We start from the raw sequence: 16127 nt of genomic DNA, 5'->3' as shown, positions 1-16127 counted from the left end.
GGCCGGGGGTGCTGCCACGGCCGGACGCGCGGCGGCTGCTCCTGCTGCTGCGGAACCCGGCGTTCTGGTACGTGGGCGCGCTGACCGCGATGTGGCCGGTGCTGCGGCTGCTGCCGCCCGAGCGGGTGCGGGCGCTGCGCGCGTGGACCTCGACCGACCTGGACAACCTGCGCCCCTGGCCGGACGGTCACCCGGTCGGCTCGCTAGCGGTGTCGGCGTTCGTCCCGCAGGACACCGTGTGGATCTGGCCGGTGTTCGCCCTCTCCGTCTTCGCCGTGGTCGGGGTGCTCGGCGGCCGGCGGGCGGTGGCGGTGCTGGCGCTCGTGCACGTGGCGGCGACCGCGTTGACCGAGGGCCTGGTGTGGTGGCGGATCGAGCACGGCGCGCTGCCGCCCGAGGCCGCGCACGCCCTGGACACCGGCCCGTCCTACGTGGTGGTCGCGGCGCTCGCGGTGGCGGCCTGCCGGGCCCGCCCGGTGTGGTCGCGCGCGGTGTGGCTGGTGATGTTCGCGGTGGCGGCGCCCACCCTGCTCGGCGGGGTGGTGGACGGCGAGGTCGCCGCCGTGGGGCACCTGGTCTCGCTGTTCGCGGGGCTCGCCGTCGCGGCCGCGCACCGGCTGGGGCTGCCGCCGGTGGCCCGGCGCGCCGCCGCGGCGGCGCCGCGTCAGGCCGAGCGCGTCCCGTCCAGGTAGGCGAGGACGGCCAGCACCCGGCGGTTGTCGTCGTCGGAGGCGCCGAGGCCCAGCTTCGCGAAGATGCCGGAGGTGTGCTTGCTGACCGCGCCCTCGCTGAAGTGCAGCCGCTGGGCGATCGCGGCGTTGGAGCGCCCCTCGGCCATCATCGCCAGCACCTCGCGCTCGCGCGGGGTGAGCAGCGCCAGCGGACGGTCGTCGGCGTTGCGGGCGAGCAGGCGGGTGATCACCTGCGGGTCCATCACGGTGCCGCCGGAGGCGACGGTGCGCAGGGCGTCCATGAACTGCCCGGCGTGGGAGACCCGGTCCTTGAGCAGGTAGCCGACCGCTCCCGCGCCGTCGGCGATCAGCTCCCGCGCGTACAGCTGCTCGACATGCTGGGAGAGCACCAGGACGGGCAGGCCGGGCCGGGAGCGGCGGGCCGCCAGGGCGGCCTGGAGGCCCTCGTCGGTGAAGGTGGGCGGCAGCCGGACGTCCACCACCGCGACGTCCGGCCGGTGCTCGGCGAGCGCGGCGGCGAGTTCGGGGCCGCTGCCCACCGCCGCGACGATCTCGTGCCCGTGGGCGGTGAGGAGGAGGGACAGGCCGTCCCTCAGGAGGTAGAGGTCCTCGGCGAGGACAACGCGCACGGAAGCTCCATGGTCAGCCGGGTCGGGCCCCCCGGGGGGCTGATCAGCGTGAGCGTACCGTCGAACGCGGCCAGCCTGCGCTGGATGCCCCGCAGGCCGGTGCCCCGGCCGGGGTCCGCGCCGCCCCGGCCGTCGTCGGTGACCTCGGCGCGCAGCAGTCCGTCCGCATGGCGCAGGTCCACGGCGGCGTGCCGCGCTCCGGCGTGCTTGACCACGTTGGTCAGGGCCTCGCTGACCGCGTAGTAGACCGCCGACTCGACCGGGGCCTCGGCCCGGCCGGGCAGCTCGGCCCGCACCTCGACGCGCAGCGGCACGTCCAGGGCCAGGGCGCGCAGCCCCTCGGCCAGACCGCGCTCGGCGAGCACCGGCGGGTGGATGCCGCGCACCAGGTCGCGCAGCTCCTGGAGCGCCTGGGCGACGTTCTCCTGCGTTTCCGTCACCACCGCCCTGGCCCGCTCCGGGTCGCTGTCGATCAGCGCGGCGACCGCGCCCAGCCGCAGGCTCACCGCGACCAGCCGGGCCTGGGCGCCGTCGTGCAGGTCGCGCTCGATCCGGCGCAGCTCGGCGGCCTGCGCCTCGGTGACGTCCAGGCGGGTCTCGGTCAGCTGCTCGACCCGGTGGGCGAGGCGGGAGCGCTCGGTGGGGCCGAGCAGGGCGTGCGTCCAGCGGCCGTGCAGCCGCAGCGCCGGACGGGCCAGCGCCGGGCCCGCGGCGGCCAGGGCGAGGCCGAGCGCGAGGGCGGGGGCGGGGGCGGGGGCCACCGGGAGACCGCGGTCACCGCCGGGAAGCGGCAGCGGCAGGACGGTGCACGCGAGGGTGTAGAGCCCGGCGAGGAGCAGCAGCGGCGGGGTGGCGGCCAGGGCGCCGCCGACCACCGGGTTCAGCAGCACCCAGAGGGCGTCGCGCCAGGTCGCCGGGTCCTTCCAGAGCCAGCGGATGGTGCGGGAGGCACTCGCGAACCAGCGGTTCTTCTGGTAGTCGTGGCCGGTCCAGAACCAGCCGTGCAGAGTGCGTTCGAGTCCGGGGCGCGGCAGGTAGGGCGGCGGCACCGGCACGCCCGACCAGCGGCCGGCGTAGGCCCGGGCGAGACCGGCGGCGGCGCGGGCGAGCCGGGTGGTGGCGGGGAAGAGGAAGAAGATCCCGAGGCCGAACCAGAGCACGAAGCTGCCCAGGACGACCGCCTGCAGCAGCAGTTCGGCGGGGACGACGGCCGTCAGCACCAGCAGCCGGCCGAGGGCGGCACCTCGGCTCCGCAGCGCGGCCGGGACGGCGGGGCCCGTGGGGCCGGCCGGAGCGGCAGGGGCAGCGGGGGCGGTGGGGACGGCGGGGGCGGTGGGGACGGCGGGGACGGTGGGCGGCGCGCTGTTCACCGGGCCGGGCCTCCGTTCGGTGTGGGTCGTCCTGGGCAGGCAGGGGCGGGCACGGGCGCGCCCGGTGACGGCCCGTCGCCCGGTCATGATCCCAGCTCCGCCGACGGGGCCGGGTGGTCGGGGACGGCGCGGGGTTCCTCCGTCCCGTCCGGGCGGAGCGGGCGGGACGGACCTCCCGGACGGTCCAGCCGGCGTGCCGTCCGCAGACAGAACGCACCGAGCACGACGAACACCACGGCCAGCGGTATCCCCACCGCCCGGGGCAGGTAGAGCACCAGGAACCAGCTGCGGGCGGCGGGCGCGAACAGCGCCAGGCCGAGCGCCACCAGCCCCTGGGGGGCGATCAGCAGGATGCCGCCGGTGGTCAGCAGGCCGACCGCCGCCACGCGGCCGCGCGCGGTCGCGGTCGCGCGCGCCGACGGACCCTCGCCCCCGGCCCCCTCGGGTTCCGCGGGCGCGGTGCGGACGAGTCCCTTGCGCAGCACGTCCAGCAGCTCCGGGCCACGCGCCTCCAGCCGGCGCCGGGCGGCCCGGCCCAGCGCCCACGCGGAGAGCACGCCGGTGAGCAGGCCCGCGGGCACCCCGGCCCAACGCAGCGGCGCACTGGACAGCAGGGTGCCGGCCAGCACCACACCGGCCGCGGGCAGCGCGGCGAGCAGTTGCAGCCAGAACGCCGCCAGGCCCTGGGCGTGGACGTGTTCGGCGCTCTCGTCGGCGAGGTCGTCCAGCGGGCCGCCGCCGGGACGGTCGGGCGACGGGGCCGCGGCGCTCACCGACAGCAGCGGGATCAGCCCGGCCGCGGCGCCGAGGACGGCGGGCAGCACGGCGAACACCCACGGACGGACGGCGCCCGGGGTCACCGGGAGGGCGGCGCACGTCAGCGCCAGTGCCACCGGGGCGGTGACCAGCAGCCAGGCGGCCTGCCGGGCCCGGACGTCGGCCCGTTCCACCCCCGGCACCACCAGGGTCAGCCAGAGCGCGCCGGCGTCCAGGCCGTACAGGTTGACGCAGAACGCGCCCGCGAACAGCGCGGCCACCACGCCCGCCCACGGCAGCAGCACGTCGAAGCCGTCGAGCAGCGGGAGCAGGGCGGTGAACACCCCCGTCCAGAGCGCCGCCCGCAGGAACCGGGCCCGGCGGGGATCACGCCGCCACAGCACCAGCTCCTTGGCGAGGACCGCGCCCACCGGAGTGCCGGGAAGCAGCCTGCGCCGGGTCCGGGACCGGGCGGGTGCTCGCACCGGGCGTCCGCCGCCGCGCACGAGCTGCCGGGAGAGCAGCGCCGCCCAGGCCGCCAGGAGCAGCGCACAGACGGCCGCCAGCGCGGCCAGCGCGGCGACGGCCGGCGGCCAGTCCCCCCGGCGGGCCGCGTCCACCGCGACCACCCCCCAGCCCGAGGGCAGCACCCGGACCATGATGGCGGCCCCGCCCGCCCAGTCGCCGCTGCCGAGCCGGACCAGGAAGCCGATCGCGAACCAGCCGGAGTTGAGGCCCGCCATCACCAGACCGACCAGCAGCGCGGACAGCTCCCGGCCGAGGCGGAAGCGCAGCACACCGCCCAGCACCTGCGGGGTGAACCTCGCCAGCACCACCACGAAGAGCAGCTGGAGCAGCACGGCGGGCACCGCGACCAGCGCCGCCGCCGGGCCGTGGCGGGCACCGAGGACGAACAGCCCGGCGAAGGCGACCAGCGCGAGCACCGGGGTGACGCCGACGAAGCCGGCGCCGAGCAGCCCGAGGGCCAGGGCACGCGGACGCATCGGCACCATGGCGAACCAGGCCGGCCGCAGGGTGGCGTCGCCGCCGGTGACCAGCGGGCCGAGCGCCCACCCCAGGCTCCACAGCAGCTGACCCAGCGCCAGGACACCGAACCCGGCCTCGGGCGTGGCGTAGTCCGCCGCGCCGAGCAGCGCCGTGCCGACCGCGCACACCCCGCCGCACAGCGCGCCGAAGACCAGCCCGGCGGCCCGGGGGCCGGACATCGACCGCCGCAGCACCGTCACCTTCATGCCGGTGAGCACGGTGACCGCGACCCGGCCGCCCGCCGCCGGCGGGGCCGTCAGGGCGCCAGCCACTCCAGCCCCTCCGCTCCCCCGGTCCGGGCGCCGACCAGCTCGACGAACACGTCCTCCAGGGCCCGCCCGCCCCGCACCTCGGTCACCGTCCCGGCGGCCGCCACCCGGCCCCCGGCGATCACCGCGACGTGGTCGCAGAGGCTCTCCACGAGGGCCATCGCATGGCTGGAGAGCACCACCGAGCCGCCGGCCGCGACGAACCGCCGCAGGATCGTCCGCACGGTCGCCGCCGAGACCGGGTCGACCGCCTCGAACGGCTCGTCCAGCACCAGCAGCCAGGGGGCGTGCAGCATCGCGAGGGCCAGGCCGATCTTCTTCCGCATCCCGGTGGAGTAGTCGATCACCGCCGTCCCGGCCGCCTTCGTCAGCTCCAGCACGTCCAGCAGCTCCTCCGCGCGGGAGTCCACCGTCCGCCCGTCCAGGCCGCGCAGCCGCCCCAGGTACCGCAGCAGCTCCCGACCGGTCAGCCGCTCCGGCAGCGCCAGGCGGTCGGGCAGCACGCCCACCAGTGCCTTGGCGCGCAGCGGGTCGGCCCAGACGTCGATGCCGAACACCTCCGCCCGCCCCGCGTCCGGCCGGAGCAGCCCGACCGCCATCGACAGCGACGTCGTCTTGCCCGCGCCGTTCGGCCCCACCAGCCCGTAGAACGAGCCGCCCGGCACGGTCAGCTCCACCCCGTCCACGGCCCGGCGGCCCCCGAACCGCTTGCTCAGCCCCGCCAACCGCAGCGCCGGAACCCGCTCGCCCTCCACCCGCACCACACCTCCCCGACACACCGGCCCACCCCCACCGGGCGGCCCACGGCAAACGCTAGGACGGACACGATCGAGCCGGAATCCAGCCCGCCACACACTTCACGGTGGGTCCAGCCCCACCCCCGCACTGCACCCCGCTACCCCACCGGCCGCACAGGCGCCGCTCCCCGCCGGAACCGGACACGCCGGAGCGCCACCGGACCGCGCGGCCGTCGAAGGCGATCGAAGGCAGTCCGACCGGCCCGACGCCCGGCCGGGCGGGGAACCCCGGCGCATCCCGCAGGCACATCCGACCCACCGAAGACCGCCCCCTGGACCGGCTGAGCCGCCCCGGACGCGGACCGCCGATCCCGCTCGCACACCACCGGATGCCGACCGGCCCACTCCCCACCCCACCACCAGGCCCGGCCCCTCTGGACGGCATCCGGACCGACGCCCGCACCGGACAGGCAGACCGCAGCGCACCCGGCAGGCGCGGATCCGACCCACCGAAGACTCCCCGGACCGGCATTCACCAGCCGGGCACGTCCCCGGCCACCCTCGGACCGGCGGCACGGCCCAGGCGCGGGCGGACCCGTGAGGCACCGAACCCGCCCGGACACGCCGCCTCCGCCCCAAGGCGACCGGCCCACTCCTCACCCCGCCACCGGTCCCGGCCGAGCGGGGAGGCCAGACGGGTTCAGAGGGCCAGGACCGCAGCCAGGAAGGCCGCCTCCGTACGAACGCGGCGGAGGGCGGGTGCGGATGCGCCCGGCAGCCGCACGGGGTGCGGACATCCGCCAGCCCTTGCCAGGCGGCGTCCGGAGCGAGCACGGAGACACCGCGCGGCCCGCACCGCTGCGGGCGCCGTCGGCGCAGCGTGGAACCGGCCTTGCCACCGGGCCCCGGCCGAGCGGAGAGGCGCCAGCGGACGGGGACGGGGGGCGAGTCCGGCGAGCATCGCGATGAGCACGGAACACACCGCGCCGCCCGCACCGCTGCGGGCGCCGTCGGCGCAGCGTGGAACCGGCCTCACCGCCGGTCCCGGCCCGGCGGTCGGCGCCGACGGGTTCAGGAGGCCAGGACCGCAGTCAGGCGGGCCGCCTCCGTACGGACGCGGCGGGGGGCCGCCGGGGCGCTGAGGGGGACGAGGGCGGGGAGCGGGGTGCGGATGTGCTCGGCGGCCGCGCAGTCGGCGGCGAGGGTGAGGACGTCCGCCAGGCCTCGGCGGGCGGGGTCGGGGGCGAGGTCGGTGAGCATCGCGGTGAGCACGGAGAACACCGCGCGGCCCGCGCCGCTGCGGGCGGCGTCGGCGAGGACGGACAGGATCCGGTTCGGCTTGGCGACCGACAGCCGCCACAGCGCCGCGAGCCGCTCGCCGAGCGTCTCCGGCCGGAGTCGGCCCCGTGCGGTCAGCGTCAGCAGGGCGTCCAGGGCGGCGGTGCGGTGTTCGGCGCGGGCGGCGGTCATGCCGTAGGCGAGCAGGAGGTGGCTCACCGGCCCGGGTTCGCCCGGGAGGTCCGCGAGCCGGGGCAGCAGGGGGTTGGGGTCGCCGGGGCCCGTGTCGCGCGCCTGGACCGCCAGTTCGGGGAGGCCGTGCGCGGCGACGGTGTCCGGATGCCAGGGCGCCGTCCAGGGCAGCTGGCCGAGCTGGCCGGCCGACGACCGGAACAGACCCGCCCCCCAGCCGATCCTGGTGGGGTCGGGCAGCGTGTGGAGCAGCCCGGTGATGCCCTCGGAGACGACCGGGACGGGGGCCTTCGGGGCGATGCGCGAGGACCTGCCGGGCGAACCGTCCGACGCGTGGACGTGGAGCCCTGCGGGCTCGGGCAGCGGGACGTCGGGCGGCAGGTCGCAGCCGAGCCCGGCCGCCGCCGCGCGGACGGCCGGCCGCGCGTGCGGCGGTGTCCGGAGCAGCGCCTGGGCCAGATCGGCGGGCCAGGGGCGGGCACCGGCCGCCCGGTGGGCCGCGAGCCGTTCGGTGAGCACGGCCGGGTCGAGGCTGCCGTCGGCGGCGGTGGGGGTGGCGAGCAGCACCGGCACCGGCGCGTCGGCGACTCCGCAGGCCGCCTCGAAGACCCGCAGCGCGGGGATCATGGCGGGAGTGCGCAACGGGTCCCGCAGGGCGAGCAGTTCGGCCGTGAAGGCGGCGGACCGGTGCTCACGGCCGGCCAGGGCGTCGAGCAGGCAGCCCAGCGAGCCCCCGACGGTGCCGATGCCGTCGAACAGGATCCGGCGGTCACCGCGGCTCGCGGCGAGCGGGGCGAGCGCGGTGCGGAGGGCGGCCGGGTCGCGGTGGTGCTCGGCGACCAGGGCGGCCAGGACCACCTCGAACTCCCCGGGTTCGGGCACCCGGCCGGCCAGCACGGCGGCCGACCGTTCGGCGAGCTCGAACGGCCCGGCGGGCGCGGGCGGCAGGGCGGCCGGCCCCACGGCACGCAGGGACGGCGCGGGCCCGGCGGTCACGGCCGGGGCGGCCAGCAGCTCGGCCGCCCGCGCCCTCAGGGCGGGGCCGAGCGCGGTGGCGGCGACGCGCACCGTCACGGAGGTCATCGGGTCGGCGGCCCCGGGCAGATGGCGGGCGACCAGTCGCAGGGCGCGTTCCTGGACCGCGGGGGCCGGGTGCCCGAACGCCACCGCGAGCGCGGGCAGCAGGTCGTCGGCCAGGGTCGGATCACGTTGCAGCACCGTGTCGGCCCAGCCCAGCTGGACGGTGGCGAGGGCCTTCTCGGGGCGGGCCAGGACGGCGGCCGTGAGTTCGGTGAACAGCTCGCCGGAGAGCAGGGTGTCCGCCGACCGCAGCGCCGCCTGGGCGGCCTTCGCGACGGTCGGCGCGCCGTCGGCGGCCAGCCGGACGTGGTCGCCGGCCCGGGCGGCGACCTCCTGCGGGTCGGGGGCCAGCTCCGCGTAGAGCCGGAGGAAGCCCCGCAGGTTGCCGGGCCGGTCGCCGCGCAGCAGCCGGCCGAGGCAGAGGCCGAGCAGTTCGGCGCGGTCGAGCAGGCCCTCCCCCGCCAGGGCGACGAGCGCCTTGGGCCACTCGTTCTCCGGCCCGGAACGGGCCGCGTACGGGTCGGTGAACCCGGAGCCGACGTCCGGGACCTCGAACAGCCGGCGGACGAACACCGCGAGCCGGGGCTGGACGCGCAGCCAGGAGAGCAGCGTGTCGTGGTGCGGCACCGGCGCCCGCAGGCCCTGGTCGGCGAACCACTCGCCGATCTCGCGGTGGTGGTAGTGCATCGACGATCCCTCGCGCAGCCAGCCGGTCACGTAGCCGTCGGTGGCCGGGACCTCGGTGTCCGACCAGACGGCGAGGCCGTGGGTGATCAGCCAGCGGACGTGGTCGCCGCGGGCCGGCAGCCACTCGGCGAGCCGGATCGCGAGTTCGCGCTGGAACGCCGCGTCGCGGTGCGGCACGAGCAGGGCCGTCAGCAGGACGCGGGCATCGGCGTTGGTGGAACCGCCGCCGGGCAGCGGCCAGGTGAGGGAGAGCAGGCGGCGCGCGGTGAGCCAGTCCAGGGCCTCCGCCGGGGTGGCGGCGGCGTACAGCCCGGCGAACTGCAGCGCGGCGAGCTGGTCGTAGGCGGCGGCGTAGCGCCGCATGTCGCCCGAGGAGAGCTCGCGCAGCAGCTCGGCGCGGAGCTTGCGCAGCGGGGCGCGCAGCGGGCCCAGCTCGTCGGCGGGCACCGGTGAGAGGCGGTCGGCCACCCCCTGCGGCACCCGCGCGGCGATGAGCGCCCGCACCTCGTCCCAGCCGATCGTTCCGCCCATGACGCCCCTCCCCCGCCCGGTCCGGTTGATGATCGCGAACCTAGCGGACGGCACTGACAACCGGTCCGCCGACGGCGCGCCGGGCACTCCGCGGGGCCCGCAGCGGGCGGTGCGGGCCCCGCGGAGTGCCGATCTGCTCAGGCCCGGCGGCGGCGGGCGACCAGGACGGTGTGGACGAGGAGACCGGCGACGAGGAAGAGGACGCCCTGGTAGACGGCCGCGTAGCCGGCGCCGGCGACCAGCCAGACGGAGAAGACGAAGGCACCGAGGGCCACGGTGAGGTCCCGGGCGAGCCGGACGGGGACGACCCGGTCGCGGTCGCCGCCCAGCAGCCAGCGGAGCTGGGCGGCACTGGACAGGAGGTAGGGGACGGTCGCGGTGAAGGTGGTGACCAGGACCAGGGTGTCGAAGGCGGCCTTCGCCCCGGAGGCGAAGTCGAGGACGGTGAGCAGCGAGGCGAGCGTGACGCCGGTCAGCACGCCGACGACGGGCACGCCGCGCCGCTCGGTGGCGAAGACGGCCGGGAAGAGGCCGTCCTTGGCGGCGGCGTAGGGGGCCTGCGCGGAGAGCAGGGTCCAGCCGTTGAGCGCGCCGGTCATCGAGACGAGGGCGGCGACGGCGACGGCTGTGCCGCCCCAGGAGCCGCCGAAGACGGCGTTCACGGAGTCGGAGAAGGGCGCGGTGGAGTGGACCAGCCGCTCGTGGGCGACGGTGCCGAAGACGGCGAGCGTGCCGAGCAGGTAGACGACGGCGGCGCCCGCGGTGCCGAGCACGCTGGCCCGGCCGACGTTGCGCTCCGGGTCGCGGACCTGGCCGGCGCTCATCGCGGCGGACTCCACGCCGAGGTAGCTGAAGAGCAGGAGCGCCGCGGCGGCCGTCATCCCGCCGAGCCAGCCGTCGCCGGTCGCGTCGAAGGGGCCGAGGTTGGCCGGGTCGAAGGAGCCGAGTCCGGCCACCGCGACGACCACCAGCGGGATGAACTTGAGCACGGTGGCGACGAGCTGGACGGCCCCGACGTACCGGGTGCCGGCCAGGTTGGCGAGCGCGGGCAGCCACTGGACGGCCAGCGCGCAGCCGAGGGCGAGCGCCGTGGAGCGGCCGACGGCCGGCCACAGCACGGTGAGGTAGCCGACGGCGGCGACGGCGAGGGCGGCGTTGCTGACCCAGGTGGTGATCCAGTAGGACCAGGCGGCCAGGAAGCCGGCGAAGTCGCCGAAGGCCTCGCGGGCGTAGACGTAGGGACCGCCGGTGCGCGGGTCGCGGCGGGCGAGCCGGCCGAAGACCAGGGCGAGGGCGATGGCGCCGACGGTGAGCACGGCGAAGGCGAGCAGGCTGACCGTGCCGTACGGGGCGACGGCGGCGGGGATCATGAAGATGCCCCCGCCGATGATGTTGCCCATCACCAGGGCGGTCGCGGTCGGCAGGCCGAAGCGGCGGACGGCCGACCGGGCCGGTGGTGCCGGGGCGGGGGCCGGCGGCGCCGGGGACGGGGACGGCTGCGCCGGCCGCGACGGCTCGGGGGGTGCCTGCCGGGTCGCGGCCGGGCTGGTCTGCATGAGGGTGTGGTGCCTTTCCTGGTCCTGCGCGCTCGGTGGAGCGGAGGCCCATGGTCATGCAGGCGGCACCTTGTACCAAATCGACGGGATTTGTCCTTCGGACCGGCCCGCCCACCGGAAAACCTCCGGTCCCGCGGCGGGCGGACGGGCACTCGTCCCGCACCCCTCGGCGGGGTGCCCGGGGGCGGTGCCCGGGCGGCCGGAGGAGCCGGGGGTGCCGGGCGCCGCCACTCCGGCGCCGGCACCCCCGGCGGCGGTCACTCGGCGACGAAGGTGTTGCCGCTCCACTCGAAGACGTCCAGCGGGACGCCCTCGTGAACGGCGGTCCTGCCGGTGCGCCGGAAGTGCTCGTACCGGTTGCCGGTGAGGACCTTGACCACGCTCTCGCCGGGCCCGACCTCGCGCACGCGCGCGAAGTCCGATCCGGCCGCGCCGCCTTCGAGCAGGATGTTCGCGTTCGGCTCCGTCATCGTGATACCTCCGAGGTGTGGCTTCGCCAGCGGTACCTGACCTGGGCCCGAACCTATGCAGACAACCGGCCGCGGGTGAACCCCCTACTCACCCCTTTCCTGACCGCCTCAGGACACGGACGGTCGGCGTACCGCCCGGTCCCGGGAGCCGCGAAGGGCACGCCGGCCCCCGTCGCGCACGACCGCGACGGGGGCCGGCGGGATCCACCGGAGGAGCCGCCGTCAGCCCGTGGCGTGCCGCAGCACTTCCAGGACCTCGCCGGCGATCGCGGCCTCGTTCTGCTCGAAGACCGGGCCGGTGAGCCGGTCGGTCTGCTCGGGCAGGCCGGTGAGCACGGGGGTGTGCAGATGGCCGCCGGGCAGCTGCGGGGCGAGTTCCAGGCGCAGCCGGTTGGTGCGGTAGGCGACCTCGTTGGAGAGGTAGCCCCCGCCGCCGCCGGCGACCGCGCGCGAGCCGGGGGTCGGGCCGTCCGCCCGGTCGACCGGGGCGCTCGCCCCGGCGGGGATCTCGGTGACGGTGGTGTTCAGCTTGACCGGGAACGGCTGCTGAACGGCCGTCATCGGCCCGGTGGGCAGACTGGTGGCGATGAACTCCGCACCGGGGCCGAGCCCGGGGGCGGTGACGGGGTGCTCGCGGGTGCCGCCGGAGAGCGCGCCGGCGTTGTCGGGGTAGGGGTCGGCGGAGCGGGCGCGGCCGGCCCAGGCCTCCAGGGTGAACAGGCCGGGGTAGCCCTGGCTGATGGTGGTGATGAGGTCGGCGGAGCGGTGGCCGGGGGCGAGCCGCGGGCCGAAGGCGCGTTCGACCAGGCCGCGGTCGAAGTCGCCGTAGCGGACCGGGAACACCACCGCCTGGATCTCGGCGGGGGTGCCGTCGGCGAGGGTGATCCGCCGTCCGTCGAGCTGCAGGACCGCCGAGCCCGAGGGGTTGGCGCGGCGCAGCTCGGCGTCCAGGCCGAAGGGGTCGAAGCCGCTGACGAAGATCCGGCGCACCCCGCGGCGGGCATCGAAGGCGCTGTCGGACAGCCCGCGCGAGGCGTCCTCGAAGCGCTGCCGCAGGGCCGCCGCATCAATGGTGAAGCCCGGTTGCCAGCGGGCGAGTTGGACGGTCAGGGCGACCCTGGTCCAGTACAGCGGGCGGTCGTCGCCGGCCGGCAGGTCGCCGCCGGGGCGGCGGCCCTGGGCGCGGTCGACGCCGGCCCGCCAGAGTGCCTCGCCCCAGGACTCGACGATCCGGCCGGCCCCGGCGGCGCTGCGTGCGGCGCACAGCGCGGCGGGGAAGCGGCGGACGAAGTCGCCGAGTCCGCCGCGTTCGGTCAGCGCGGCGGTCCGCGGGTCGGCGGTGCGCGCCTGCTCCCGGTCGAGCGGCGCGGAGCCGACGGTCCGGCAGGACGGGCGGCCCGCCGCGGCGTCGGCTGCGCCGGCGGCGGTGGCGGGGAGGATGGTGGCGGCGAGGGCGCCGATGAGGGTCGCGGCGAGGGCGACCCGGCGCCGGGCGGTCGTCATGGCGTGGACACTACAGTTGCCCGCCGGTGCTTCACCAGAGCGCCGAACGTTCGCGACTGACGGTGACCAAGGCAGGCGCCCGCCCCCGAAGATCCGCAGCACCACACGGTCCGTCCCCCCTGGCGAGTCACGCCCCGTAGCGGTTTACTGGGAGTGAGCAGGGCAGGAGACGGAGGCCCGGCGATGGAATGTCCTCACCCACCCGGATTCCACGCTGAGGTCCGCGCACGCTACGCGGCCGCCGGAGCCGAAACGGCCCGGCTGCTGCGCTCGGTGTCCGAGGACCTCTGGACAGCGCCCACCCCGTGCCGCGACTGGGACGTGCGCGCCTTGGTGAACCATCTGGCGGCCCAGCACCTGTGGGTGTGCCAGGCGGTCGCCGGTTACACCCCGGAGCAGATCGGCCACCGCTTCGAGGGCGACGTGCTCGGCCGCAACCCGCTGGGAATGTGGGACATGGCCGTGCGCAGCGCCCAGCGCGCACTCGACCGCCCCGGCGCACCGGACTTCCTGGTCCGCCTGCCGTACGGCCTGCGGGACGTCGGCGGGTACGCCCGGGAGCTGACGGCCGAGACGGTCGTGCACGGCTGGGACCTCTCCCGGGCGCTGGGCGAGCGCGGCCGGATGCCGCCCGGCGCCGCCCGGTACGCGCTCGCCGAGTTCCGCGGCTACCGCGACCTGGCCGGCACCGGACGCTTCGACCCGCCGCGCGACGCACCGCCGGGCGCCGACGCCGAGGACCTGCTGCTGGCCCTCACCGGCCGCGACCCGGCCTGGTCCGCCGACCGGATCTGAGCCGGACGGACCCCGGCCGGCCCCTTCCGGCCGGACGGTCGCCCACCTGCCCGGGGCCCGCCGCCCGGGCGCCGCGCCACCCCGCTACAGCGACCGGGCGATCAGCACGCCCGTGGGCACCAGCGTCAGCCCGGCGCTCACCGGCCAGTACACCCAGCCGCTCGCGCACCGGCGCCGCAGCCCCGCGTTCGCCAGCCACCACAGCGCCGCGGACGCCAGCACCACCGGGCCGCAGAGCACCAGCCACGGCAGCGGGCCGTCGTTCTCCGTCGGCTCCCCCACCGTCCACCCCAGCGCCGCCAGCGGCCAGTTGACCGCGAAGTACCACAGCAGCCAGACCGGCACCACGGCCGGCACCCCCAGCACCAGATTCACGGCCACGGCGGCCGGCGCGTACGTTCGCATCCGGCCAGTATCGGTTGTCGGAGGTCCCTGGCACGATGCGGTCATGCTCGCCACCCGTTCCGACCGGCACTCCGACAGCGACCCGGCCCTCCCCGGCCTCCGGGGGGAGTTCGAGGTGCACCTCACCGTGCGGCCGGGCGCCGCCGAGGCGCTGGCCGCCTGGGCCGCCGACCACGCCCTGAAGTTCACCCACATCCTGCTGGACCGGGGCGTGGCGCCCTCGCAGCCGATGCTCACCCTGCGCGCCACCGGGCCGCTGGAGGAGGTCGCCGCGAGCGCCGCCGGCACGGCGCGGCGACTGGCCGGGGCCGGGTTCACCGTGCTGCGCACCAAGATCGAGGCCTCGCCGTGGGCGCTCGGCGTCCCGGCCTCGGACGCGGACGCCGCCGCGCACGGCCCGGCCCGCTACTTCGAGCACCACGTCAAACTGCTGATTCCCGGGCCCGCGCCGGAGCCCGGGCTCGCCGACCTCGCCGTCCGGCACGGCGCCCACCTGTCGCACAACCCGCGCCGGGTGCGCGAGGACGGCCTCCGCGAGTGGTTCGTCACCCAGCGGTGCCGCCGGGTCGGCCTGGCCACCGCCGGCCGCCGCCTGGAGGCCCTGCTCGCCGCCCTCGCCGCCGACGGCCACCGGACCGCCTCCGTGGAGCGCGAGTTCGTCGCCGTCGACAGTGACGAGGCGCTGGACGCGGGGTGGCTGACCGACGCGGGACGGCCGACCGACGCGGGACGGCCGACCGGGCACGACCGCACCGAAGAAGGAGAGACCCGATGAGCAAGGAACGGCCCCTCGTGTGGGAGGACCTCGATTACGGGCCGTGGCAGGGCCTCTCGCTGCCGGGGCAGCCCCCGCCGGAGGACGTCCGGGAGGAGCGGGACCTTCCCCGCTCCATCCTGCCGATCGCCGACGAGGCGGTGCACCAGCAGCCGGTCTTCGACCCCGCCCTCGCCGGATACGCCCGGGCCCTGCGGCCGAGCGAACCCGTCTTCACCGATCCCGGGCTCGCCGGGCGCTGGCTCGCCGCCCGGCGGGAGGCGCTGAACACCGTCCTGTCCGCCGTCGCGGCCTCGCCGTGGGCGGAGCACCTCGTGCTGCGCGGCAGCATCCTGCTGCGCGCCTGGTACGGCGAACAGGCCCGGGAGCCCGGTGACCTGGACTTCGTGGTGCAGCCGACGGACTGGCCGCTGGAGGACGAGCGCACCGGCCGGATGCTCACCGAACTCGCCGCCGGCGCGGAGGCGCTCTGCGGCGGGGCGCACGGCGACGAGGCACGGCCCGGCAGGGTCCGGCTGCACGCCGACCGGGCCGTCGACGACGACATCTGGACGTACGGCCGGGTCCCCGGACGCCGGCTGGTGCTGCCCTGGACGGCCCCGGGCCTGCCCGGCGGCACCGTCCAGCTGGACTTCGTCTTCACCGAGCACCTGCCCGCCGCGCCGGAGCCCTGCGAACTGCCGGGCGTCGAAGGCCCGTTGCTCGCCGCGACACCGGCGCTCTCGCTGGCCTGGAAGATCCTCTGGCTGGTCTCGGACAGCCACCCGCAGGGCAAGGACCTCTACGACGCGGTGTTGCTCTCCCGCACCGCCCGGGTCTCCTACGCGCTGCTGCGCGAGGTCTTCGTCCGCTCCGAGGAGCACTACGCCCGGTGGCCGGTGCTCCCCGGGCACATCGCCGATGCCGACGTCGACTGGGACGAGTTCGCCAAGGACCACCCCGGCCTCGCCGGACCGGTCGACGACTACCCGGCCGAACTGCTGGCCGGCCTCTCCACCACCTTCGGCGGGCGCGGCGAGTACGCGCTGCGGGCCGAGTGGCTCGCCCCGGTGATCGGGGAACTGCGCGAGGTCCTGGCCCACGAGGGCATGGCCGCCGTCCAACGCTGGATCACCACGCACCACATGCCCCCGTCCAACGCCCTGGTGGTCGTCCGCGAGCTGCTGGACGGCGACCTCGCCGCCGCCCGCAAGCTCCTGGGCGACCACGGCCACCCGAACCGGCACCTGAACGACCTGCCGGCGGTCGCCGACCGCTACGCCGCCGAGCTGGCCGCCGGCCGCACCGTCTGACCGGCGCCGCACCCGGAAGCCGGGAGCCCCGGCCGGAAGGAATTCCGGCCGGGGCTCCCGCTC

General features: G+C 77.0%; 13 protein-coding genes. 4 read left to right on the top strand and 9 right to left on the bottom strand.

All coding sequences use genetic code 11. The annotated features are described in order from the left end of the window. Positions 1-8 precede the first annotated feature (8 nt). Positions 9-692, top strand: coding sequence for a rhomboid-like protein (locus ACF1AK_RS09595; RefSeq protein ID WP_391498191.1), 684 nt, complete (start codon positions 9-11; stop codon positions 690-692). Here ACF1AK_RS09595 and ACF1AK_RS09590 read toward each other — a convergent pair. The 8 genes from ACF1AK_RS09590 to ACF1AK_RS09555 all read right to left on the bottom strand — a co-directional run bounded on the left by ACF1AK_RS09590 (position 665) and on the right by ACF1AK_RS09555 (position 12797). Next, positions 665-1321, bottom strand: a complete 657-nt coding sequence (locus ACF1AK_RS09590; RefSeq protein ID WP_391498190.1) for a LuxR C-terminal-related transcriptional regulator — start codon at positions 1319-1321, stop codon at positions 665-667. The genes ACF1AK_RS09595 and ACF1AK_RS09590 overlap by 28 nt on opposite strands. Continuing rightward, a complete protein-coding gene (locus ACF1AK_RS09585) occupies positions 1285-2778 on the bottom strand; it encodes a sensor histidine kinase (RefSeq protein ID WP_391498189.1) in 1494 nt (497 codons plus the stop codon). The genes ACF1AK_RS09590 and ACF1AK_RS09585 overlap by 37 nt, the downstream gene beginning before the upstream one ends. After that, positions 2775-4766, bottom strand: coding sequence for a hypothetical protein (locus ACF1AK_RS09580; RefSeq protein ID WP_391498188.1), 1992 nt, complete (start codon positions 4764-4766; stop codon positions 2775-2777). Before ACF1AK_RS09580 ends, ACF1AK_RS09585 begins: the two co-directional genes overlap by 4 nt. Continuing rightward, positions 4751-5524 carry an ABC transporter ATP-binding protein gene (locus ACF1AK_RS09575; RefSeq protein ID WP_391498609.1) on the bottom strand — a complete coding sequence of 258 codons (774 nt, stop codon included), beginning with the start codon at positions 5522-5524 and terminating at the stop codon, positions 4751-4753. Before ACF1AK_RS09575 ends, ACF1AK_RS09580 begins: the two co-directional genes overlap by 16 nt. 1047 nt (positions 5525-6571) lie before the next feature. Beyond that, positions 6572-9268 carry a hypothetical protein gene (locus ACF1AK_RS09570; protein ID WP_391498187.1) on the bottom strand — a complete coding sequence of 899 codons (2697 nt, stop codon included), beginning with the start codon at positions 9266-9268 and terminating at the stop codon, positions 6572-6574. A 137-nt stretch (positions 9269-9405) separates the two neighbouring features. Beyond that, a complete protein-coding gene (locus ACF1AK_RS09565; protein ID WP_391498186.1) occupies positions 9406-10824 on the bottom strand; it encodes an amino acid permease in 1419 nt (472 codons plus the stop codon). A gap of 257 nt (positions 10825-11081) precedes the next feature. Continuing rightward, positions 11082-11294, bottom strand: a complete 213-nt coding sequence (locus tag ACF1AK_RS09560; RefSeq protein ID WP_380295928.1) for a DUF5988 family protein — start codon at positions 11292-11294, stop codon at positions 11082-11084. Between the two features lie 222 nt (positions 11295-11516). Beyond that, positions 11517-12797 (bottom strand): pyroglutamyl peptidase, encoded by a 1281-nt coding sequence (locus ACF1AK_RS09555; protein WP_391498185.1) that lies wholly within the window; start codon positions 12795-12797, stop codon positions 11517-11519. Positions 12798-12980: 183 nt separating this feature from the next. Here ACF1AK_RS09555 and ACF1AK_RS09550 point away from each other — a divergent pair, with 183 nt between their 5' ends. Further along, positions 12981-13592 carry a TIGR03086 family metal-binding protein gene (locus ACF1AK_RS09550; protein ID WP_391498184.1) on the top strand — a complete coding sequence of 204 codons (612 nt, stop codon included), beginning with the start codon at positions 12981-12983 and terminating at the stop codon, positions 13590-13592. Between the two features lie 84 nt (positions 13593-13676). Here the strand turns inward: ACF1AK_RS09550 and ACF1AK_RS09545 are convergent, their stop codons facing one another. After that, positions 13677-13997, bottom strand: coding sequence for a hypothetical protein (locus ACF1AK_RS09545; RefSeq protein ID WP_391498183.1), 321 nt, complete (start codon positions 13995-13997; stop codon positions 13677-13679). A gap of 43 nt (positions 13998-14040) precedes the next feature. On the opposite strand from ACF1AK_RS09545, the gene ACF1AK_RS09540 reads away from it, so the two are divergent. Then, positions 14041-14772, top strand: coding sequence for a hypothetical protein (locus tag ACF1AK_RS09540; protein ID WP_391498182.1), 732 nt, complete (start codon positions 14041-14043; stop codon positions 14770-14772). Next, the gene (locus ACF1AK_RS09535) at positions 14769-16064 is read left to right on the top strand and encodes a nucleotidyl transferase AbiEii/AbiGii toxin family protein (RefSeq protein WP_391498181.1); all 1296 of its coding nucleotides are present in this window, start codon (positions 14769-14771) and stop codon (positions 16062-16064) included. Before ACF1AK_RS09540 ends, ACF1AK_RS09535 begins: the two co-directional genes overlap by 4 nt. The last annotated feature ends 63 nt before the right edge of the window (positions 16065-16127 follow it).

The organism is Kitasatospora sp. NPDC015120 (assembly GCF_043080305.1).
In the GTDB taxonomy this organism is placed as follows: domain Bacteria; phylum Actinomycetota; class Actinomycetes; order Streptomycetales; family Streptomycetaceae; genus Kitasatospora.
The sequence above is the reverse complement of the archived record's forward strand: the minus strand, read 5'-3'. Positions and strand labels throughout refer to the sequence as shown.